Origin of the sequence: Novosphingobium sp. (assembly GCF_027486195.1) — a bacterium.
Taxonomy (GTDB): Bacteria; Pseudomonadota; Alphaproteobacteria; order Sphingomonadales; family Sphingomonadaceae; genus Novosphingobium.
The window spans coordinates 1-20,227 of record NZ_JAIXPP010000100.1; the positions used below are offsets into that span (position 1 = coordinate 1).

Genomic DNA, 20,227 nt, shown 5'->3' on the forward strand with positions numbered 1-20,227 from the left:
ACGCTCGGCTGGGGCGGCTGGTGGTTCTGGGACCCGGTCGAGAACGCCTCGCTGATGCCCTGGCTCGCGGCCACCGCGCTACTCCATTCGTGCAGCGTGCTCGCCGCGCGCAACGCGCTGCGCACCTGGACGGTGATGCTCGGCGTGATCGCCTTCTCGATGTCGATGGTCGGCACGTTCCTCGTGCGCTCGGGCATTCTCACTTCGGTCCACGCCTTCGCGGTCGATCCCACGCGCGGCACCTTCATCCTGGCGCTGCTCGCGATCTACATCGGCGGCGCGCTGCTGCTGTTCGCCCTGCGCGCCAGCACGGTGACCGAAGGCGCGCGGTTCGCCGTGCTCAGCCGCGAATCCGCGCTGGTGTTCAACAATGTGATGCTTTGCGGCATCCTCGGGATCGTCCTCGTCGGCACGCTCTATCCGTTGCTGACCGAGGCGATGGGCGTCAAGGTCTCGGTCGGCCCTCCGTATTTCAACCCGGTCTCGGCGGTCTTCGCGATCCCGATGATGCTCGTCATGGTGGTCGGACCGGTCCTGCGCTGGCGTGAGGACAAGGGCGGGCGGATCACCTGGCAGATCGCGGTGCCCGCAGTTGTCATGGCTGCTTCGCTGCTGATCGTCGAACTGCTGTTCGCGCCGATCAATCTGCTGCCCGCGCTGGGCCTCGCCATCGCGCCGGGGCTTGCGGTCGCCTCGCTCCAGCCGCTTGTCGGCCGCAATCTGCGCCGCACGCCGCTGGCCACTTATGGCATGGTCGTCGGCCACCTCGGCATTGCCGTGGCGCTGTTCGGCATGGCAAGCGAGGGCGCGTTCTCGACCGAGCGGCTCGCCGCGATGAACCCCGGTGACAGCCAGCAGGTCGGGCCGTTCAAGGTCACGCTCTCCAGCATCGGCCCGGTTGCCGGGCCGAACTGGACTGCGCTCGAGGCCACCGTTGCTGCAAGCTACGCGGGCGGCGAGCCGACCGTGCTCCACCCGCAGGCGCGCACTTTCGCCAATCCCCCCGGCAACCGCACCGAAAGCGCGCTGCTCACCCGCTGGAACGGCCAGCTCTACGCCGTGCTGGGCGAAGAGGGTGAAGATGGCCGCTGGCAGATGCGCTTCTGGTGGAAGCCCTTCGTGCCGATGATCTGGTATGGCGGCGCGTTGGTCGCACTGGGCGGCCTGCTCGCGCTGCTCGGCCGGGTGGCGCGCGATGTGAAGCGGCTGGTGGCGACCGACAAGATCGCCTGGCGCCGCGAAAGGCAGGGCCGATGAGCGAAGCAACTGCCCCCGCAAAGCGCCCCGGCCTGGCCGTTTGGCTGCCGCTTGGCCTGTTTGCGGGTTTCCTCGCACTCGTCTTTGTCGGCCTCTACTGGCCGGCTGACCGCGAGGTTTCGAGCGCTTTCATCGGCAAGCCGCTCCCCGCCTTCGACCTGCCTCCCGCCTCCGATGAGCGCCCCGGCCTTGCCACCACGGTGTTCAAGCAGGCCGGCAAGCCGCGCCTCCTCAACGTATTCGCCAGCTGGTGCGTCCCATGCGCGGTGGAAGCTCCGCAGCTGGCCGCGCTTGCAAAGCAGGGTGTCGAGATCGACGGTGTCGCCATCCGCGACCGCAAGGAAGATGTCGCCCGGTTCCTCGGCCAATACGGCAATCCCTTCGCGCGGATCGGCAAGGACGATCTCAGCCAGGTCCAGCTCGCCATCGGCTCATCGGGCGTGCCCGAGACGTTCGTGGTCGATGGCAAAGGGATCATCCGCTACCAGCACATCGGTGATATCCGGCCCGAAGACGTTCCGCTGATTATGCGCAAGCTGGCGGAGGCAGGGCAGTGATGCGCGGCCTGCTCCTCGCGCTCTTGGCGTTCTTCGCCATCTCCGCCCCGCTTGCTGCGCAGGACATGCTCCCGCCCGCGCCCTATGCCTACAAGCAGCTCGCCGATCCAAAGCAGGAGGCCAAGGCGCAGGCGCTGATGGAAACACTGCGCTGCCTCAAGTGCCAGAGCCAGTCGATCGCCGATTCCGATGCGCCGATGGCGGGTGATATGCGCCATCAGGTGCGCACGCGCATCGCGGCCGGCGAGGATCCCGAGGCAATTCGCCAGTGGCTGATCGAGCGCTACGGCGATTACGTGAGCTACACGCCGCAAGTGAAGCCGCTCACCTGGCCGCTGTTTGCCGCGCCGCTCCTGTTCCTCGCGCTGGCGGCCTTCCTGCTGCGCGGACGTTTCCGCCGAGGTAAGCGCGCATGACCTGGGTATTCATCGTTGTGATCGCCGTTCTCGTGCTCGGCGTGATGGTGTTCGTGCTCAAACTGCCGCGCACGGGCTGGGAAATCACCGCCGCCGCATTGCTGTTCGGCATTTCGGGCTATGCGCTGCAGGGCCACCCCGGGCAGGCCGGTGCGCCGCAGGCCCCTGTCGAGAACGCCAAGCTCGCCGACCAGACGCTGATCAAGGAACGCCAGCAGATGGGCGCGGCTTTCGGGCAGGGGCAGTCGTGGCTGATCCTTGCCGATGCGCTGACCCGGCAGGGCCAGTTCGGTGCCGCGACTGAAGTGCTGCGCAAGGCGATCGCGAAGTCGCCGCAGGATGCGGACTTGTGGGTCGCGCTCGGCAACGCGCTCGTCGGGCATACCGACGGCGTGATCACGCCCGCTGCGCAGTTTGCGTTCCAGAAGGCGGCGAACATCGCGCCCGATCATCCCGGCCCGCCGTTCTTCATGGGTCTCGCGCTCGCGCAGTCGGGTCGTTTTGCCGAGGCGCGTGCCCTGTGGGCCGAGCTGCTGGCCCGTTCGCCCGCCGATGCGCCCTACCGCGCCGACCTTCAGGCCCGGCTCGAACGGCTCGACTCGCTGATTGCCGAACAGGCCCAGATGCAGGCCGGCATGGCTGGCGCACCGTCTGCCGCACCGCCAGGTGCCAAGCCGGCACAGCAATGATCTGAAAATACAAGCTCTTATTGTCCATTTCCGGTACTACTGACACCCATGTGCATGCCATTGCGGGGGGCAGGGTGCGGTGCTAAAGCGCCGCGCCGTCCGGGGCATTTCTGCTATGTTTCCGGTGGATTGGGCGAAGGCCCGGGGGCACCCTAGCGATGAACGAAGCCGTGGTTGACGCTGCACCGGAAAGCGGAGGGCAGAGCGCCCCCAGCGCTGCCGCAGCTGCGCCCATGGCGCGGCAGGCCGGCGGGCTCAGCCTCGCGGTCGGCGCAATCGGCGTCGTCTTCGGTGATATCGGCACCAGCCCGCTCTACGCGCTGCGCGATACCTTTGCGGGCCACCATCCGCTCCCGCTCGATCGGCTGCATGTCTACGGCATCGTCAGCCTGATGTTCTGGTCGATGATGCTGATCGTGACGCTGAAGTACGTCACCGTCATCATGCGTGCAGACAACAAGGGTTCGGGCGGCAGCCTCGCGCTGCTCGCGCTGATCAACCAGCAGGCCTCGGGCCGGCGCTGGGGCAAGGGCATCATCCTTCTCGGCGTGCTCGCGACCGCGCTGTTCTACAGCGATTCGATGCTCACCCCGGCGGTCTCGATCATGAGCGCGGTGGAGGGCATTTCAGTCTACAATCCGTCGCTTCACCGCTTTGTGGTTCCGCTCGTGGTCGCCATCGTGATTGGCCTGTTCGCGATCAAGAGCCAGACCACCGGCACGCGGCTCAACTGGGCCTCGCGCTGGGCGGGCCCTTTCATGCTGCTCTACTTCGCGACGATCTCGCTGCTCGGCCTGCGCAGCATCGCCGCCGATCCGCAGGTCATCTGGGCGCTTTCGCCGCAATGGGCGCTTGCGATGTTCATGGCCGATCCCTGGCACGGCTTCATCGCCATGGGCACCGCCGTGCTCGCGGTGACGGGGGCCGAGGCGCTCTATGCCGATATGGGCCAGTTCGGCCGCGTGCCGATCCGGGTATCGTGGCTGGTCTTCGTGCTGCCCGCGCTCGTGCTCAACTATCTCGGGCAGGCGGGCCTGCTGCTGCGCGACCCGCAGGCGATCCACAGCCCGTTCTTCCTGCTCGCCCCTCCGGGGTTCGAGTGGCCCTTGCTGGTGATCGCCACCACCGCCGCCGTGATCGCGGCCAAGGCGGTCATTTCGGGCGCGTTCCTTGTCACCCAGCAGGCGATCCAGTTGGGCTTCATCCCGCGCATGACGATCCGCCACACCTCGACCAGCCTCGGGCAGATCTACATCCCGGCGATCAACTGGGCGCTGATGATCGCGGTGATCCTGCTCGTGCTGGTGTTCGAACGCTCGCGCAATCTCACTGCAGCCTATGGCATCGCGGTGACGGGCGCGATGCTGATCGACAACATCCTGCTTGCGGTGGTGCTGTTCAAGCTGTGGCGGTGGAAGCCGGTCTTCGCGCTGCCGCTGCTCGCGCTGTTCTTCACGATCGACGCGACCTACCTCGGCGCCAACCTCGCCAAGATCCCCGATGGCGGCTGGGTGCCGCTGCTGATGGGGCTCGCCATCTTCACGCTGCTGACAACATGGTCCCGCGGCCGCGCCCTGATGCGCCAGAACATGGCCGAAGGCGCGCTGCCGCTTGAGGTGTTCACCCGTTCCGCCCACACCAGCGCGGCGCGCGTGCCGGGCACGGCGGTGTTCATGGCCTCGGCGGCAGCGGGTGTGCCTTCAGCGCTGCTCCACAACATCAAGCACAACAAGGTGCTGCATGAACGCGTGGTGGTGCTCACCGTGCAGATTGCGGACGTGCCCTCGGTCGAGCCGGCGGACCGCGCGGTGGTCAAGGATTTCGGGCAGGGTTTCTACCGCCTGATCCTGCGCTTCGGCTTCATGGAGGAGACCGACGTGCCGGCCGCGCTGTGCGGCGTTTCGGTCTGCGGCGAGCCGTTCGACATGATGCGCACGAGCTTCTTCCTCTCGCGCCAGACGCTGATCCCGGCGGACGTGCCCGGCATGGCGCTGTGGCGCGAAATGCTCTTCGCATGGATGCTGCGCAATGCCGCGGACGCGATGGGCTTCTTCCGCCTGCCCACCAACCGCGTGGTCGAACTGGGCAGCCAGCTCAAGATCTAAAGGTGGGTTTGAGGGGGCACGATGGCCCCCTCCCGATCACTTCGGTGACGGTGTCGGCGAAGGAGTGGCCTTCAGAGCATCCTTGGCCTCGCCTGCGCCCTGCTTGATGCGCTTGCCCAAGCGGTCTGCGGCTTCCTCGGCGCGGTCCATTGCGGCATCGGCCTTTGCGCCGATCTCTGCAGCGCCGGTGCTGGTAGCTTCGCGCGTATCGGAAGCGGCTGTCGACATGTCCTCACCGGCGGAGGTGGCGGTATCGGCGGCGTTCTCCTTGGTCTTTTCCGAACAGGCGGAAAGCGCAAGGGCTACGGCAAATGCCGCGAGAGAAACTATACGCATGGCTGGGGGATACCTTTCTGGCGTGGACTTTCGTCCGGAGCGCGCGGTTCCCCCCCACAAACGCAAACGGCGCGGCGTCCACGTGGGACACCGCGCCGCTGTGCGCGCTTAAACGCGGGTTATCAACCGAGATTCGCGCTCACCATGCAGTAAAGCATCGGCAGCGAGAGCAGCAGGTTGGTGCGGCTGGCGTAGAGTGCGCGGGGAGCGGCAGCAGCCTTCTCCTCGGCGGTCGCCTCGATGATGCCGAGGATCTTCTTCTGGGCCGGCCAGATGATGAACCACACGTTGAACGCCATGATGATGGCGAGCCACATGCCGACGCCGATCAGCTTCACGTTGCCTTCACCGCTGAAGGTCAGCGCTTCGTGGCCGTAACCGTCGACGATCGAGATCGCGAGGCCGGTGATAAGCGTGAGCAGCGCGCCATAGCGGAAGAAGAAGAACACCTTGGGCGCGATATGCCCGGTGATCGCGCCCTTCTGCTCGGCCGGGATCTTGGGCATGGTCGGCACCTGCACGAAGTTCAGATAGTAGAGCAGGCCGATCCACAGGATGCCGAAGAAGGCGTGCGCCCAGCGGAACACCGAGTTGCCGTCAACTGGCGCACTGGCATGGAAGGCGATCATCACGCCAATGGCGGCGGCGAGGCCGACCACCAGCACGAGATGCAGATTTCCAAAGAACTTTGCCATTTATGATTCCCCCGAAGAGATGGTTTTTGATGGCTTTCCGGCCACCCAGCCGGTCCGTAGCGTGTCATATGCGCGACAAGGCGCGCTTGTCATTGCATTTTAGGGCGATTCGTCAACCGGCGGGCGGGTTTTGCTCCACTTCCACTTCTGCTTCCTCGCCCAGCCCATGGCGCAGCAGCATGGGGATCTGCGCGAAGGTGAACAGGAACGAGAGCCCGCTCACGCCCCACAGCTTCACCAGCAGCCAGGTATCGAACGCAAGCGTGTGGCGTAGCACTTCGTTGAGCACGGCAAGGAACAGGAAGAACCACGCCCAGTTGCGCGAAAGCTTGAGCCAGCCTTCGTCCGAAAGCCCGTCGAACGCGCTCTGCAGCAGCGTGCGCAGCATGGCCTTGCCGCGAAACAGCCCGCCGAACAGCACCCCGGCAAACAGCAGGTAGATCGCGGTCGGCTTGATCTGGATCCACACCGGATCGCCGAGGAACACGGTGAGCGAGCCGAAGCCGATGATGAGGATCGTCGAAAGCCACAGCATCGGGGAGATATGGCCAAGCCGCCATTTGGAAATCACCAGCGCCGCGACGGTGGCGATCATGAACACCACGGTCGATTTGGTAACGGCCACCACCGCGCCGAGGCTCTGGCCGTCCGCATCCTTCGGGCTGAACCAGCGGTAGGCCAGGAAGAACACGAGCAGCGGGCCGTAATCGACCGCGAGGTTCACCCAGGACGATTTGGGCTTGGCAGCAGGCTCGTTCACCGCACGACTCCCGCAATCACCCGCGCGACGAGATCGGGATCGAAGGGCCTGAGGTCATCGATCTTTTCGCCCACGCCGATGGCGTGGATGGGCAGGCCATATTGCTCCGCCGCCGCCACCAGCACGCCGCCGCGCGCGGTGCCGTCGAGCTTGGTCATGATCAGGCCCGAAACGCCCGCCACTTCCTTGAACGTCTCGATCTGCTGCAACGCGTTCTGCCCGTTGGTCGCATCGAGCACGAGCACCACGTCGTGCGGCGCTGCGGGATTGAGCCGGCCCAGCACGCGGCGCACTTTGGCAAGCTCGTCCATCAACTCGCGCTTGTTCTGCAGCCGCCCGGCGGTATCGACGATCAGCGCGTCGATGCCCTTGTCGGTCGCGGCCTTCACCGCGTCGAACACGATCGAGGCGGGATCGCCGCCCTCCGCGCCCGAGACGATTTCGATCCCCAGCCGGTCCGCCCAGACGCGCAGCTGGCCGATCGCGGCGGCGCGGAAGGTATCGCCCGCCGCCAGCATCACCGAATAGTCCTGTTCCTGAAACAAGTGCGCCAGCTTCGCGATCGTCGTCGTCTTGCCCGAACCGTTGACCCCGATCACCAGAATCACCTGCGGGCGCGGGAAGGCCACGATTTCCAGGGGCCTCGCCACCGGGCGCAGGATTGCAGCGATTTCCTCGGCCACGGCTTCGGCAAGCGCGGCTTCGTCCACGCCCTTTTCGAAGCGGGCCGAGGCCAGCTTTGCGCGGATCCGCGAGGCGGCACGCGGGCCGAGATCGGAGAGGATCAGCGCGTCTTCAAGGTCGTCAAGCTGCGCGTCGGTCAGGCGGGTGCCGCCGGCGAGGCCCGCTAGGTTCTCGGTCAGGCGTTCGGACGTCTTGCGCAGGCCGCCCATCAGGCGATCGGTCCAGCCGCCTGCCGCATCGGTGGTTGCGCTTGTCTCGGGGGTCATTCCAGCAGGCCTTCGCGAATTCGGGTCGGTGTCAGCATCACAATTTCCCCCGGCGCGGTGCCTTCCGGCAGCCGGTAGGGGGCGAATTCGGGGGAATGGCCGGTTCCGTCGCGCTCGGCAAGCACTTCGCGCGGGCGCCCTATCTGGCCTTCCAGCCAGCGCGCACGGGCAACCGCGACGGCGGCGCGCACTTCGGCGGCGCGCTCGCGCACCACGGGCGGCGGTACTTGCGGCATGCGCGCAGCGGGTGTGCCGGGGCGGGGGGAGTAGGGAAACACGTGGCCGTGGACGATCCCGCAGTCTTCCACGATCGCCACATTGGCTGCATGCATCGCGGTATCTTCGGTCGGGAACCCGGCGATGAGGTCTGCCCCGATGGCAATGTCTGGCCGCCTGGCGCGCAGCCGCTCGCTCAGCGCCACGGCTTCGGCGCGGGTATGGCGGCGCTTCATGCGCTTCAGGGTGAGGTCGTGCCCTGCCTGCAGCGAGAGATGGACGTGCGGCATGACCCTCGCCTCGCCGGTGATCAGCTCGAACAGCAGGCCGTCGATCTCCACCCCGTCGAGCGATGACAGGCGCAGGCGCGGGAGGGCCGGAAAGGCGCGCAGGATCGCCGCCACTAGATCGCCGAGGCGGGGGCTCCCGGGCAGATCTGCACCCCAGCCGGTCACGTCCACGCCCGTCAGCACCACCTCGTGCGCGCCTGCCGCAAGATGCCCTTCGACCACACCCAGCACTTCGGCGATGGGCTGCGACACGCTTTTCCCGCGCCCCGCCGGGATAATACAGAAGGTGCAGGCATGGTCGCATCCCGTCTGCACCGGCACGAAGGCGCGGGTATGGCGGGCCTTGGGCGCGGGCAGGGAGGCGTGCATCGGCTCTGGGTGCGCCTGCCATGCTGCGGGATCGAGCTTCGCGGTATTCGCGACCACGCCGTCCACCTCGGGCATCGCAGTGAAGTCTTCCGGCGCGATTGTCGCCGCGCAGCCGGTCACCAGCAGCCGTGCATCGGGATGGGCCGCACGCAGCCGCCGCACGGCGCGCCGCGATTGCCGCACCGCCTCTGCCGTCACCGCGCAGGAATTGACCACGACCGTGCGCTGCGGCGCCCCCGCCACCATTGCGCGGATCACCTCGCTCTCGGCCAGATTGAGCCGGCAGCCGAGCGTGACCACCGCCTCGCTCACAGTCTGATGCTCACAGCGGGTAGGCTTCCTCGTCGAAAGTACCGGCAAAGCTGAAGGAAGCCGGGCCGGACATCAGGATCCTGCCACCCTCTGCCCAGGCAATTTCCAGCTGCCCGCCGGGCAGGTCCACCCGCACCGGGCCGGTTACCAATCGCCGCCGGATCGCCAGCACTGCCGCCGCGCAGGCCCCGGTTCCGCAAGCCCGTGTCAGCCCCACGCCGCGTTCCCAAACGCGCAGCTTGATATGGCGCGGCCCCACGACAGAGGCGACGCCGACGTTGACCTTGACCGGAAACAGCGGGTCAGTCTCGATGATCGGTCCCAGCTGCGAGAGCATGACCGCATCGGCATCTGGCACGAAGAACACCACATGCGGATTGCCGACATTGACGGCCGCCGGGCTTTCCAGTTCCGCCCACCCTACCGGCATGGCCAGCGTATCCATCGCGTAGGCCAGTGGAATCTCGTCCCAACCGAACCGCGCCGGCCCCATGTCGACGCTGGCGCCGCTCATTGTCGCGGTCGAGGCGATGGTCCCGCCCAGCGTTTCGATCTTCTGCTCGCCGCCCAGCAGCAGCCCGACCGCGCGCGCGGCATTGCCGCAGGCTTCCACTTCGCTGCCATCGGCGTTGAAGATGCGCATGCGCACGTCGGCGGTGGCGGCAGGTTCCAGCACGATCAGCTGATCGCATCCGATCCCCGTGCGCCGTTCAGCGAGCGCGGCGGCGCGCGCCGCAGACATGGGCACGGGCACGTCACGCGCATCGATCACGATGAAATCGTTGCCGAGGCCGTGCATCTTGCGAAAAGCGACAGACATGTGGTCCGTCTAGGAGCCAGCGCCGCCCGGTGCAATCATTTCAGATTTCAGGCCGAAAGGGCACTCGGCGGTGTGGAAGGCGTTTCGTCCTTCGGCGTGGCGACCAGCAGGCCTTGCTCGGCCAGTTCGCGCTTCACATCTTCCGCAGAGGCGGGCTGTCCATAGAGATAGCCCTGGCCCTTGAAGTTGCCGAAGCGGCGCAGGGCGGAGAGGACTTCCGCGCTCTCGATCCCTTCCGCAGTGATCGGCAGCGCCATTCCGCGACCCAGCGAAGAGATGGCCTCCACGATCGAGGCGCTGTCCGCGCTGCGGGCGAGCGATGAGACGAAGCTGCGGTCGATCTTGATCCGGTCGAACGGCAGCGTGCGCAGCTGCGCAAGGCTCGAATAGCCGGTGCCGAAATCGTCGAGGCTGATGCGAATGCCCTGATTCTTGAGGCTGGTGATCAGCGATCGCACAACTGCGATGTTTTCATGCAGGCATGTCTCGGTGATCTCGATTTCCAGCCGGGTCGGCGGAAAGTTTGCGGCGACCAGCATCTTGAGCAGCCGCTGCGCAAACCACGGATCGCGCAGCTGCAGGGGCGAGATGTTGACCGACAGCGTTAGGCTGGAATCCCATGCCTTGGCGTCTTCCAGCGCCAACGTGATCAGCGCTTCGGAAAGTTCGGCAATCAGGCCGATTTCCTCGGCTACCGGGATGAACACTTCCGGGCTCACCATGCCGTGGCGCGGCGAAAGCCAGCGGGCCAGCATTTCGAAGCCGGTGATCTCGCCAGTCTCGAGGTCGATCTGCTTTTCGTAGTAGGGCACGAATTCGCCGCGCTTCAGCCCGTCGCGAATGCCCTGTTCGAGCTCGCTGCGGAAGCGCAGTTCCTTTTCCATGGTCGGCTCGAACCATGCGAAGCGATTCCGTCCGCGCCGCTTGGCCTGATACATGGCAAGGTCGGCGCGGTGGAGCAGGTCCTGCGCGACCTGGTTCGCGCTGTGCAGCGCGCTGCTTGCACCCACGGCGATGCCGATCGAGGCGGTGACTTCCGCGCGCAATCCGCCCGAGATGATCGGCTCGGCAAGGCCATCGTTGATCCGCACCGCCAGCCGCTCGACGGCGTTCTCGCCGCCCGGCGCGAAGATCACGGCACAGACGAATTCATCGCCGCCCAGCCGCGCAACCACGGAGCGTGTCGGCATGAGCGCCTCGATGCGCCGCGCGGTCTCCACCAACACCGCATCGCCCACTTTGTGGCCAAGCAGGTCGTTCGATCGCTTGAACTTGTCGAGGTCGATCATCATCACCGCGACCGCCTCACTGCTCTGGGCCGCCGCATTGACCAGTTGCGCGATGGCGTCGTCGAGGCTGCGGCGATTGAGGCAACCGGTCAGCGCATCGGTGCGCGCGAGCCGCGTGGCGCTTTCCTCGGCCTTGCGGCGCTCGGCAATCTCGGTCTGCAATTCGACATAGCGGCGCCAGCCGAAGATCAGCAGCGCGATGTTGAGGATTAGAGCATTCGTCAGAAGCACGTCCGGGCTGCCGACTCCGTAGATCCAGCTGCGGGCAATGCCGGTGAGCACGGTCGATCCGGTGCCGACGAACAGGAAAATGGCCGCGACAAGGATGCCGAGCGCGACGAGATCACGCTCGGCGCGCTGGAGCGGCGGCTCGTGGCCCACGGCCTCTTGAGCAGCCGCTTCGGTCCTGTCATGTTCAGCCTTCGCCATGATCGGCTTGCCCATTCCTTTCGGGTCCTATCCGGCAAATTAGCCACATGGGCTGAAGTTTTGGTTAAGGTCGACTTGCCGCTGCAGCTCGCCGCCGGGAAATGGGGCGCTTCGGCGTTGGGACTTGCGCCGCAGCCCCGTTTCGCGTAAGCGCGCGGCTCTGATCGGTAGCTGCGGTTGCCGGTTCAGGATAGTTTGATCCCGGTTTCCGTGTTGGACGCCATACGCTGGTCGGCGAGGTTTCGCCCACCGGCGTTTTTCGCGTTTCGCTGCGTTTCATCGGGAAAAAGGAGCGTAACGCGTGTTCGATAGTCTGTCAGACCGGCTTGGAGGCGTCTTCGATCGCCTGCGCGGCCGCGGCGCGCTGCGCGAGGAAGACGTCCAGGCCGCCATGCGCGAGGTGCGCATCGCGCTTCTCGAAGCCGACGTCGCGCTCCCCGTGGTCCGCCGCTTCATTGATTTGGTGACCGAACAGGCCACCGGCCAGCAAGTCCTCAGATCGGTCACTCCCGGCCAGCAGGGCGTCAAGATCGTCAACGACGCGCTGGTCGAGATGCTGGGTTCGGAAACCGCCGAACTCGATCTCGCCGCCACGCCGCCCGTTGTCATCATGATGGTCGGCCTCCAAGGCTCGGGCAAGACGACGACGACCGCCAAGATCGGCAAGCTGCTCAAGGAAAAGCAGGGCAAGAAGGTCCTGATGGCCTCGCTGGACGTCAATCGTCCGGCGGCGCAGGAACAGCTTGCGGTGCTGGGCGAACAGGCGGGCGTTGCCACGCTGCCGATCGTCCCCGGCCAGTCGCCCGTTGATATCGCCCGCCGCGCTGTGAATGCTGCAAAGCTGCAGGCGGTCGATGTGCTGATGCTCGATACCGCGGGCCGCCTCCACGTCGATCAGGCCCTGATGGACGAGATGAAGGCCGTCGCCGAAGTCTCGGCCCCGCGTGAAACGCTGCTGGTGGTCGATGCGCTGACGGGTCAGGACGCGGTCAACGTCGCGCAGAACTTCGCGGGCGAAGTTGATCTCACGGGTGTCGTGCTCACCCGCATGGACGGCGATGCACGCGGCGGTGCGGCGCTTTCGATGCGCGCCGTTACCGGCAAGCCGATCAAGTTTGCCGCCACCGGTGAAAAGCTCGATGCGATCGAGCAGTTCAATCCCGAACGCGTTGCCGGCCGCATCCTCGGCATGGGCGATATCGTCTCGATCGTCGAGAAGGCAGCCGCCACGGTCAAGGCCGACGAGGCCGAAAAGCTCGCGCAGCGCATGGCCAAGGGCCAGTTCGACATGAACGACCTGCGCACGCAGCTGCAGCAGATGCAGCGCATGGGCGGGCTCGGCGTGCTGGCGGGCCTTATGCCCGGCATGAAGAAGGCCAAGCAGGCCATGGCCAACTCGGGCATGGACGACCGGGTGCTGCTCCACATGGATGCGATCATCGGCTCGATGACCCCCAAGGAACGCGAGCGCCCCGAACTGCTCAACGCCAAGCGCAAGATCCGCGTCGCGAAGGGCTCCGGCACGCAAGTGCAGGACGTCAACAAGCTCATCAAGATGCACATGGAAATGGCGAAAGCCATGAAGCAGATCCGCAAGATGGGCGGGCTCAAGGGCCTTGCTGCCATGTTCGGCGCCGGTGGTTCTGGGGGCGGGATGGGCGGCGCTCTCGGCGATGGCGGAGCCGGCCCCGGCCAGCTTCCCGGCGGCGGCATGGGCGCAGGGATAGGCGGCATGCCCGGGCTCCCCGGTTTGGGCGGCGGCAACATGCCCGCCAACCTCGGCGATCTGCTCAGGAAAAAGTGATTTCAAGTTCAGTTTCAGTTTCAGTTTCAGTTCTACTCGGAAAGGTTTGAAGTATGTCGGTTTCCCTTCGTCTCTCGCGCGGTGGCTCGAAGAAGCGCCCTTACTACAAGGTTGTGGTCGCCAACAGCCGTTCGCCGCGTGACGGCGCCTATCTCGAGCAGGTCGGCACCTACAACCCGCTCCTCGCCAAGGACGATGAAAACCGCGTCCGCCTGACCGAGGACCGCGTGCGCTACTGGCTCGGCGTCGGCGCCCAGCCGACCGACCGCGTTGCTCGCATGCTCGACAAGGCCGGCATCAAGGAACGCGCCGCCACTGTGAACCCTGCGAAGGGTGAGCCGGGCAAGAAGGCCAAGGAGCGCGCTGAAGACCGCGCCAAGAAGATCGCCGAGGCCGAAGAAGCCAAGCGTGAGGCCGAAGAGGCCGCCGCTGCCGCTGCTGCTGCTCCGGCCGCTGAAGAACCGGCTGCCGAAGAGGCACCGGCTGAAGAAGCTGCTGCCGAGCAGGCCGAAGGCTAAGCCGGAAAATGCACGGCCGCCCCGTCACGCTCGCTGCAATCAGCGGCGCGCATGGCGTGGGCGGCGAAGTGCGACTGAAGCTGTTCGGGGAAGGCGTGGAAAGCCTCAAGCCCCACCGCAGCTTCAATGACGGCGCGCTCACGCTCACCAAGCTGCGTGATGACGGGAAGGGTGGCGCCATCGCCCGCTTCTCGGAAATCGCCGATCGCACTGCGGCTGAAAAGCTGCGCGGCACCGTGCTGACGGTGCCGCGCGCCAGCCTCCCGCCGCTGGCGGAAGGCGAATACTACTACACCGATCTCATCGGCCTCCCCGCGGTCTCGACCGGGGGCGAAGTGCTCGGCACCTGCATCGCGGTCGAGAATTTCGGCGCGGGCGATGTGCTCGAGATTGAACGGCCTGCCGAAGAGGGCAAGCCGTCCAAGCGCTTCATGGTGCCGATGCGCGCGCAGTCCGTTCCCGAATGGAACAGCGAGCGGCTGGTCATCGAAGCGGCCTACGCGGCCGACTGACAGGTCTGCGTGTCGCAGCAGGGCTCGCTGCGCTCCACTTGCACCGCCGGCGAGATCAGTTCGCGCACCAGCATGCGCAGCTCGCTCCACAGCGTCGGCACGGGCTGACCACTACGCTGGCTCACTTCGCGAGCCTGCAAGGCTGCCTTGTGGGCTTCCATCCAGCCCCGGCTCCATACTTCATCCATCATCGCTCATCTCCTCTGCTAATGGCTGCATTGTGCCCGCCCGGCGCGGACAGAGCCAACAAATGCTCTGGCATATCCCATAAGGTGACCTTATCATGAGGCATGCCTGATCTGCCGCCCCTGTCCGCCGTCCGCGTGTTCGAATCTGCAGCCAGGCTCGAAAACTTCAGCCGCGCGGCGGAAGAATTGGGGATGACCCAGGCCGCCGTCAGCTATCAGGTGCGCCAATTGGAAGACCGCGTCGGCCGCCCCCTGTTTCTGCGCGAGAAAGGCCGCGTGCGCCTCTCCGAAGCCGGACGGCGGTTGGCACCCGCCGTGTCTGCCGCACTGGCCGATATCGCCGCCGCCTTCGCCAATCTCAGCGCGGATGACAGCGGCGTTCTTGCGATCAGCACGATCCCCTCGTTCGGCGGCACCTGGCTGAGCACGCGGATTGGCAAGTTTCAGATCGCTGTGCCCGATCTCGCGCTGCGGCTGGAGACGACCGGGCGGATCACCGATTTCGCGCGCGAGCAGATCGACGTGACCATCCGCTCCGGCCTCGGGCCCTGGCCCGGACACACCGCCGAATTCCTCATGCGCTATCATGTCACGCCGATCTGTTCGCCGGCCTTCATCGAGGAGAACGCGATCCGCGCGCCGGAAGACTTGCTGCGGGTGCCGCGGCTTGCGCAGGATGATCCATGGTGGGCCGGCTGGTTTGGCGCGGCTGGGCTCGAACTGCCGCCGGCGCAACCTGCGGCCAGCATCCTGTTCGACAGCCAGCTCGAAGAGGCGCGCATGGCAGGTGCCGGCTTCGGCGCCGCGCTGATGACGCCTGTGTTCTGGGCTGAGGAGATTGCCGCTGGACGGCTCGTGCAGCCGTTCCCGACCTTGTACTTCCCACCGTTCTCGCTCTGGCTGGTCCGCCCCGAAGGCCGCCACGGCGTGCGCAAGATCGAACGTTTTCGCGAATGGCTGCTGGCGGAAATGGCCGCCGAGCGTGCGCGCGGAATAGCGCCGCAAGAAGTCTGGATGCCGCCGCCAGTAACAATCCGGTAATGGAGGTGCGCTAAAGACTGCGACAGATGAACGCGCCTTTCGCTTCGTCACTTTCGGAAACAGCAAGCCCGCTGTGGCAGTCCCTTTCGGCCTACGAGGTCGGCCCGGTCGATGCCAACCTCTCCTTCACGCAGCGCCTCGCCCGCGAGAACGGTTGGAGCGACGCCCACGCCGCGCGGGTGTTCGAGGAATACCGCCGCTTCCTCTACCTTGCGGCCACCGCCCCGCATGCGGTCACCCCGTCCGACGCGGTCGATCAGGCCTGGCACCTTCACCTCACTTTCACGCGCGATTACTGGGAGCGGCTCTGCCCCGACGTGCTTGGCCGCGCGCTGCACCACGGCCCGACCCAAGGCGGCCGCGCCGAGGGTGAGCGCTTCTTCGAACAATATGCGCTGACCCTGCGCAGCTACGAAGCCGCGTTCGGCCCCGCGCCCGCCGATATCTGGCCCGATGCGCGCCGCCGCCTCTGGGTCGATCCCCAGGCCCGCCGCGTCCATCCGCGCGAAGTGCTGATCATCCCGCGCCGCCTCGTGTGGCTTGCGCTCCTGCTCCTTGTCGTTGGTCTCGTGCTCTGGAGGCTTTTGTGACCGGTCTTGGCCCGCTCGATCTGCATGGCCCTGAATTCCTCTTGCTCTATCTGGAGCTGGCGCTGCTCGCGCTGGCGGCTGCATACATCTTCCCGCGCTATCTGCGCCCCGCAGGCCACGGCGGCCGCCGCCCGGATGAAGAGGAACTCGCGCTGCTTGCCGGGGGCCGCGAACGCCTTGCCGAAGCGGTGACAGTGCGGCTCCTCGCTGAAGGCGCGGCGATCGTGCAGACCGGCGGCGCGCTGGCCATCCGCAATTCGCACGGCGGGCGCACGCCAGCGGAGCGCCGCGTCGCAAGGCTGACCTCGCCCGCCCAGTGGCGCGATGTCCACCGCGCGCTGTCGGACCCCGCCGAAGCGATCGAGCGCCGCCTGGAAGACAAGGGCCTGTGGATTGGCCGCGATGCCGCCCGCCAGCTCCGCCTGATCCAGACCGCGCCGCTGGCGCTGCTGTTCCTGTTCGGCCTCGCCAAGTGGATTGTCGGCGCGATGCGGGATCGCCCGGTCGGCCTGCTTACCGCCCTGCTTTTCGTCACGGTCGTCGTCGCCGTGCTGCGCTATGCCGTGCTGGACCGCCGCACCGGTGCGGGCAAGGCCGCGCTGGCGGACGCGCGCTTCCAAGCCGCGCGCCTGCGCCGCGCTGCACCGACCGACGAGGCTCCCCTCGCGGTCGCGCTGTTCGGAACGGCGGTGCTGGCGGGCTCGTGGCTCTCAGACTTTCACCGTGTGCGCAGCGCTGGCACCGGGAGTGATGCCGGGGGCGCGAGCGGTTGCAGCGGCGGGGGAGGGGGCTGCGGAGGAGGCGGCGGCTGCGGCGGTTGCGGCAGCTGACCTAAGGTCAGGACCTTCGGCCCCCTTCGCTACGCTCGCCATGATGGGAAATTGGTGCCACTCTCCCCGGATCTGGTTGGGAGGCATCAAATGCGGTTCAAGGACATCCTTCTGGCGATCATGGCGAGCGCCATGCCGGTTCCGCTTCTCGCCCAAACTGCCGAGCCAGCCGCCGCCAACGATCCCGCCGCATTTGATACCGAGATAAATGCCATCCTCACCAAATGGATGGCCGAAAACCACATCCCCGGCATGGTCTTCGGCATGGTGAGGGACGGCCGCCTTGCCTACGTCAAAGGCGAGGGCGTGCAGGACAACACTGCCAAACGACCGGTCACGCCCGACACGCTTTTCCGCATCGCCTCGATGACCAAGGCCTTCACCGCCATGTCGATCCTCAAGCTGCGCGACGAGGGGCGCCTCGCGCTGGATGATCCGGCGGACCGCTATGTCCCGGAACTGCGCGGATGGACCTATCCCACCAGCGATTCGCCGCGCATCACGATCCGCGATCTGCTTACCCACAGCGCCGGCTTCGTAACGGACGATCCGTGGGGTGACCGCCAGCAAGTGCTGTCGCAGACGGCCTTCACCGCGATCCTCAAGGCCGGCGTCACCTTCACCCGCGCGCCCGAAATGCGCCACGAATATGCCAACCTCGGCTATGCGATCCTCGGGCGGGTGATCGCCAACATCACGAAGGCCCCCTACCGCAGCTTCGTCGAACAGCGCCTGCTGACCCCGCTGGGCATGACCGCCAGCGGGTTCGACGTCCTGGCTCACCCCAAGGACAAGCGCGCCGTGGGCTACCGTTGGGAAAACGAGGCCTGGGCCGAGGAGCCCACGATGAAGGACGGCGCCTTCAATGCGATGGGCGGCCTCGAAGTCAGCGCCACGGACTATGCCAAGTGGCTCGCCTTCATCGTTTCCGCGTGGCCCCCGCGCGACGGCGCGGATACCGGCCCCGCCAAGCGCGCCACCGTCCGCCAGATCATCCGCGGCGTGAACAATGCCGCCGTGTTCCACCGCTATGCCACCGATGGCGACAAGCAGTGTCCCGGCACCGTCTCCTACGGCATGGGCTGGCGGATCATCGGCGATTGCGACTACGGCACCGTCCTCGCCCACGGCGGCGGCTATCCAGGCTATGGCAGCCATGTCATGGTTCTGCCCGAATACGGGGTCGCCTTCTTCGCGCTGACCAATCGCACCTATTCCGGCCCCAGCCAGCCGGTGTGGGACATCGCCGCCCTGCTGCGCACGAAGGGCGTGATCGCGCGGCGAGGCGAGCCGGTCTCCGAGGACCTCGCCAGCTTCTACACCGCCGCGCAGACAGTCTGGTCTGCAGGCACGGTGGACGCATTGCAGGGCCGCGTCGCGATGAACTTCCCGATGGACCGCACCAGCGCAAACTGGGCCAAGGTGCTGGCGGAAACTAAGGCCAAGTCGGGCGCATGCGAGACAACAGCGGCCATCACCGCCGAGGGCGCGATGAGCGGCACCTTTACGTGGAAGTGCGAGAAGGGCAGCATCGAAGGCACCGTCCTTCTTGCGCCGACGAAGCCGATCACGCTGCAGGCGCTGGGATTTGCGTTCGAGGGGAAGGATTGAATTCGGTAGGGGGTTGTATATACATGACGTATATACGGAGGTGCCCATGGGCAAGGAATACAAAACCAAGAGCTTCAAGTCCGGCAATTCGGTGGCGATCCGGATGCCCGCGAGCCTGGGTGTTGAACCCGATCGCGAATGGAGTGTCGAAGAAAAGGACGGCGAACTGATCCTGCGTCCAAAGGACAAGCCCAAGCGCAAGTTCAATATCGACAAGGTTTGGGGCATCGGACGTGGGCTTGGCCTGCGCGTGCTTGAGCCGGAAGATCGCGTGTTTGAGCACAGCCCTCGTCTCTGGGATGACCCCGACTGGCGTGCCCGACACGGTTGGCCTGAGACTGGCCCGGACGGCAGCGACGCGTGAAGTACATGTTCGACACCAATGCTGTCATCGTCGCATTGGAGGGTGATGATCCAGTGTTCCGTGCACGGCTGGCAGATGTCGAGGAGGGCGACATCGTGATGTCGTCGATGGTTCTCGCAGAAGTTGCCCTTGGCATGGAACATGGCAAACCTCCGCTGGCTCGAGTCCTTGATATCTTCCTGGAGGAGGTGCCGGTCCTTGCTTTCGACGAGAAGGCGGCAAGGGCCTATGCCAAGATCCCGTTCAAGCGTGCCAGCTATGACCGCCTCATAGCGGCGCACGCTTTGTCGCTTGGCCTGACGGTGATCACCGGCAACGTGAAGCACTTCGCCGATGTGCCGGGGCTCAAAGTCGAGAACTGGACGGTGTGATGTTCACTGATCCATGTTTGGTCTCAAACTTCGAGACCGCCCTGTTCCTTGCGCTCGCCACAACTTTCGGCCTGTCAATCGGCGTTGGCCTTGGTTGGCTAGTTAGGACGAGGTTGTCCGAGCAAGGTACAAAGGTTGGTTGCCTCGCCATGCCTGTGACTGCTCTCGCAGCCGGCTACCTTGCGGCCGTTCTTCTTCCCGGCCGTGGAGCGCGCGAAAATTGTGGCTTCACCCCGGAAATCGCTTTCTTCCCCGGATACGCGTTCATTGTTGCGCCGTTGGCGATGTTGGCGGTGCTAATTCTCTTTCATCTGGTGGGGCGACGCGGCTAGGCCCCCGAACATGACCTTCCACACCACCGTCCTCACCCTCTACCCGGAGATGTTCCCAGGCTCCCTCGGCATCAGCCTTGCAGGCCGCGCCATGGCGGAAGGCAAGTGGGCCATCGATACCGTTCAGATCCGCGATTTCGCGGCCGACAAGCACCGCACGGTTGACGATACCCCGGCAGGCGGCGGCGCTGGCATGGTGCTGCGGGTCGATGTGCTGGCCAAGGCCATCGACCATGCGCGGGAAGGGGGCGCAGACCGCCCCGTCATCGCGCTCACCCCGCGCGGCAAGCCCCTCACGCAGGCCCGCGTGCGCGAGCTTGCAGGCGGCCCCGGCGTCATCCTGCTGTGCGGCCGGTTCGAAGGTTTCGACGAGCGCATCTTCGAAGGGCGGGGCGTCGAGGAAGTCTCCATCGGCGATATCGTGCTCTCGGGCGGCGAACCGGCGGCGCTGATGCTCCTCGATGCTTGCATTCGGCTGCTTCCCGGCGTAATGGGCGCGCCTTCCAGTGGGTCAGAAGAGTCGTTCGAGAACGGCCTCCTCGAGTACCCGCACTATACCCGACCCCAGGAATGGGA

General features: G+C 66.0%; 24 protein-coding genes. 16 read left to right on the forward strand and 8 right to left on the reverse strand.

The annotated features are described in order from the left end of the window. The 5 genes from Q0071_RS17800 to Q0071_RS17820 form a co-directional block, all read left to right on the forward strand. The coding region (locus Q0071_RS17800; protein ID WP_298172704.1) for a cytochrome c-type biogenesis CcmF C-terminal domain-containing protein at positions 1-1,257 on the forward strand (1,257 nt) is incomplete at its 5' end. Continuing rightward, a complete protein-coding gene (locus tag Q0071_RS17805) occupies positions 1,254-1,814 on the forward strand; it encodes a DsbE family thiol:disulfide interchange protein (RefSeq protein ID WP_298172707.1) in 561 nt (186 codons plus the stop codon). The genes Q0071_RS17800 and Q0071_RS17805, both read left to right, overlap by 4 nt. Continuing rightward, the gene (locus Q0071_RS17810; RefSeq protein ID WP_298172710.1) at positions 1,814-2,230 is read left to right on the forward strand and encodes a cytochrome c-type biogenesis protein; all 417 of its coding nucleotides are present in this window, start codon (positions 1,814-1,816) and stop codon (positions 2,228-2,230) included. Before Q0071_RS17805 ends, Q0071_RS17810 begins: the two co-directional genes overlap by 1 nt. After that, the gene (locus Q0071_RS17815; RefSeq protein WP_298172713.1) at positions 2,227-2,919 is read left to right on the forward strand and encodes a tetratricopeptide repeat protein; all 693 of its coding nucleotides are present in this window, start codon (positions 2,227-2,229) and stop codon (positions 2,917-2,919) included. Before Q0071_RS17810 ends, Q0071_RS17815 begins: the two co-directional genes overlap by 4 nt. A gap of 233 nt (positions 2,920-3,152) precedes the next feature. After that, entirely contained in the window at positions 3,153-5,024 is a 1,872-nt protein-coding gene (locus Q0071_RS17820; RefSeq protein WP_298172772.1) for a KUP/HAK/KT family potassium transporter, read from the forward strand. A 36-nt stretch (positions 5,025-5,060) separates the two neighbouring features. Here Q0071_RS17820 and Q0071_RS17825 read toward each other — a convergent pair whose 3' ends face one another. The 7 genes from Q0071_RS17825 to Q0071_RS17855 all read right to left on the reverse strand — a co-directional run bounded on the left by Q0071_RS17825 (position 5,061) and on the right by Q0071_RS17855 (position 11,490). Continuing rightward, a complete protein-coding gene (locus Q0071_RS17825; RefSeq protein WP_298172717.1) occupies positions 5,061-5,360 on the reverse strand; it encodes a hypothetical protein in 300 nt (99 codons plus the stop codon). Positions 5,361-5,482: 122 nt separating this feature from the next. Beyond that, on the reverse strand, positions 5,483-6,055 hold the full coding sequence (locus tag Q0071_RS17830) for a urate hydroxylase PuuD (RefSeq protein ID WP_298172719.1): 573 nt from the start codon (positions 6,053-6,055) through the stop codon (positions 5,483-5,485). Between the two features lie 112 nt (positions 6,056-6,167). Beyond that, the gene (locus tag Q0071_RS17835) at positions 6,168-6,815 is read right to left on the reverse strand and encodes an inner membrane-spanning protein YciB (RefSeq protein ID WP_298172722.1); all 648 of its coding nucleotides are present in this window, start codon (positions 6,813-6,815) and stop codon (positions 6,168-6,170) included. Further along, a complete protein-coding gene (gene ftsY / locus Q0071_RS17840) occupies positions 6,812-7,765 on the reverse strand; it encodes a signal recognition particle-docking protein FtsY (RefSeq protein WP_298172725.1) in 954 nt (317 codons plus the stop codon). The genes Q0071_RS17835 and ftsY overlap by 4 nt, the downstream gene beginning before the upstream one ends. Continuing rightward, positions 7,762-8,952, reverse strand: coding sequence for a MiaB/RimO family radical SAM methylthiotransferase (locus tag Q0071_RS17845; protein WP_298172728.1), 1,191 nt, complete (start codon positions 8,950-8,952; stop codon positions 7,762-7,764). The genes ftsY and Q0071_RS17845 overlap by 4 nt, the downstream gene beginning before the upstream one ends. Before the next feature lie 10 nt (positions 8,953-8,962). Further along, positions 8,963-9,772, reverse strand: coding sequence for a diaminopimelate epimerase (gene dapF / locus Q0071_RS17850; protein ID WP_298172732.1), 810 nt, complete (start codon positions 9,770-9,772; stop codon positions 8,963-8,965). Between the two features lie 47 nt (positions 9,773-9,819). After that, positions 9,820-11,490, reverse strand: a complete 1,671-nt coding sequence (locus Q0071_RS17855; protein WP_298172735.1) for an EAL domain-containing protein — start codon at positions 11,488-11,490, stop codon at positions 9,820-9,822. A gap of 301 nt (positions 11,491-11,791) precedes the next feature. Between Q0071_RS17855 and ffh the strand changes: the two genes are divergently transcribed. Genes ffh through rimM form a run of 3 tightly spaced genes read left to right on the forward strand, consistent with a single transcriptional unit; the run spans position 11,792 to position 14,324 of the window. Continuing rightward, positions 11,792-13,294, forward strand: a complete 1,503-nt coding sequence (ffh, locus tag Q0071_RS17860; RefSeq protein WP_298172738.1) for a signal recognition particle protein — start codon at positions 11,792-11,794, stop codon at positions 13,292-13,294. A 53-nt stretch (positions 13,295-13,347) separates the two neighbouring features. Next, on the forward strand, positions 13,348-13,812 hold the full coding sequence (gene rpsP, locus Q0071_RS17865; RefSeq protein WP_298172740.1) for a 30S ribosomal protein S16: 465 nt from the start codon (positions 13,348-13,350) through the stop codon (positions 13,810-13,812). 8 nt (positions 13,813-13,820) lie between these two features. Continuing rightward, positions 13,821-14,324, forward strand: coding sequence for a ribosome maturation factor RimM (rimM, locus tag Q0071_RS17870; protein ID WP_298172743.1), 504 nt, complete (start codon positions 13,821-13,823; stop codon positions 14,322-14,324). On the opposite strand, the gene Q0071_RS17875 is transcribed toward rimM, so the two are convergent. Then, on the reverse strand, positions 14,309-14,515 hold the full coding sequence (locus tag Q0071_RS17875; protein ID WP_298172746.1) for a hypothetical protein: 207 nt from the start codon (positions 14,513-14,515) through the stop codon (positions 14,309-14,311). The genes rimM and Q0071_RS17875 overlap by 16 nt on opposite strands. A gap of 99 nt (positions 14,516-14,614) precedes the next feature. Between Q0071_RS17875 and Q0071_RS17880 the strand changes: the two genes are divergently transcribed. The 8 genes from Q0071_RS17880 to trmD form a co-directional block, all read left to right on the forward strand. Continuing rightward, positions 14,615-15,553, forward strand: a complete 939-nt coding sequence (locus Q0071_RS17880) for a LysR substrate-binding domain-containing protein (protein WP_298172749.1) — start codon at positions 14,615-14,617, stop codon at positions 15,551-15,553. A gap of 26 nt (positions 15,554-15,579) precedes the next feature. Next, positions 15,580-16,143 (forward strand): hypothetical protein, encoded by a 564-nt coding sequence (locus Q0071_RS17885; RefSeq protein ID WP_298172752.1) that lies wholly within the window; start codon positions 15,580-15,582, stop codon positions 16,141-16,143. Next, the gene (locus Q0071_RS17890; RefSeq protein ID WP_298172755.1) at positions 16,140-16,973 is read left to right on the forward strand and encodes a TIGR04222 domain-containing membrane protein; all 834 of its coding nucleotides are present in this window, start codon (positions 16,140-16,142) and stop codon (positions 16,971-16,973) included. Before Q0071_RS17885 ends, Q0071_RS17890 begins: the two co-directional genes overlap by 4 nt. A 90-nt stretch (positions 16,974-17,063) precedes the next feature. Then, positions 17,064-18,584: a serine hydrolase domain-containing protein gene (locus Q0071_RS17895; protein ID WP_298172757.1), complete on the forward strand. Its 1,521-nt coding sequence runs from the start codon at positions 17,064-17,066 to the stop codon at positions 18,582-18,584. A 46-nt stretch (positions 18,585-18,630) separates the two neighbouring features. After that, positions 18,631-18,948 carry an AbrB/MazE/SpoVT family DNA-binding domain-containing protein gene (locus Q0071_RS17900; protein WP_298172760.1) on the forward strand — a complete coding sequence of 106 codons (318 nt, stop codon included), beginning with the start codon at positions 18,631-18,633 and terminating at the stop codon, positions 18,946-18,948. Positions 18,949-18,953: 5 nt separating this feature from the next. Then, positions 18,954-19,319: a type II toxin-antitoxin system VapC family toxin gene (locus Q0071_RS17905; protein WP_298172763.1), complete on the forward strand. Its 366-nt coding sequence runs from the start codon at positions 18,954-18,956 to the stop codon at positions 19,317-19,319. Next, entirely contained in the window at positions 19,319-19,651 is a 333-nt protein-coding gene (locus tag Q0071_RS17910; protein ID WP_298172766.1) for a hypothetical protein, read from the forward strand. The genes Q0071_RS17905 and Q0071_RS17910 overlap by 1 nt, the downstream gene beginning before the upstream one ends. Positions 19,652-19,661: 10 nt before the next feature. Beyond that, the coding region (gene trmD / locus Q0071_RS17915) for a tRNA (guanosine(37)-N1)-methyltransferase TrmD (RefSeq protein WP_298172769.1) at positions 19,662-20,227 on the forward strand (566 nt) is incomplete at its 3' end.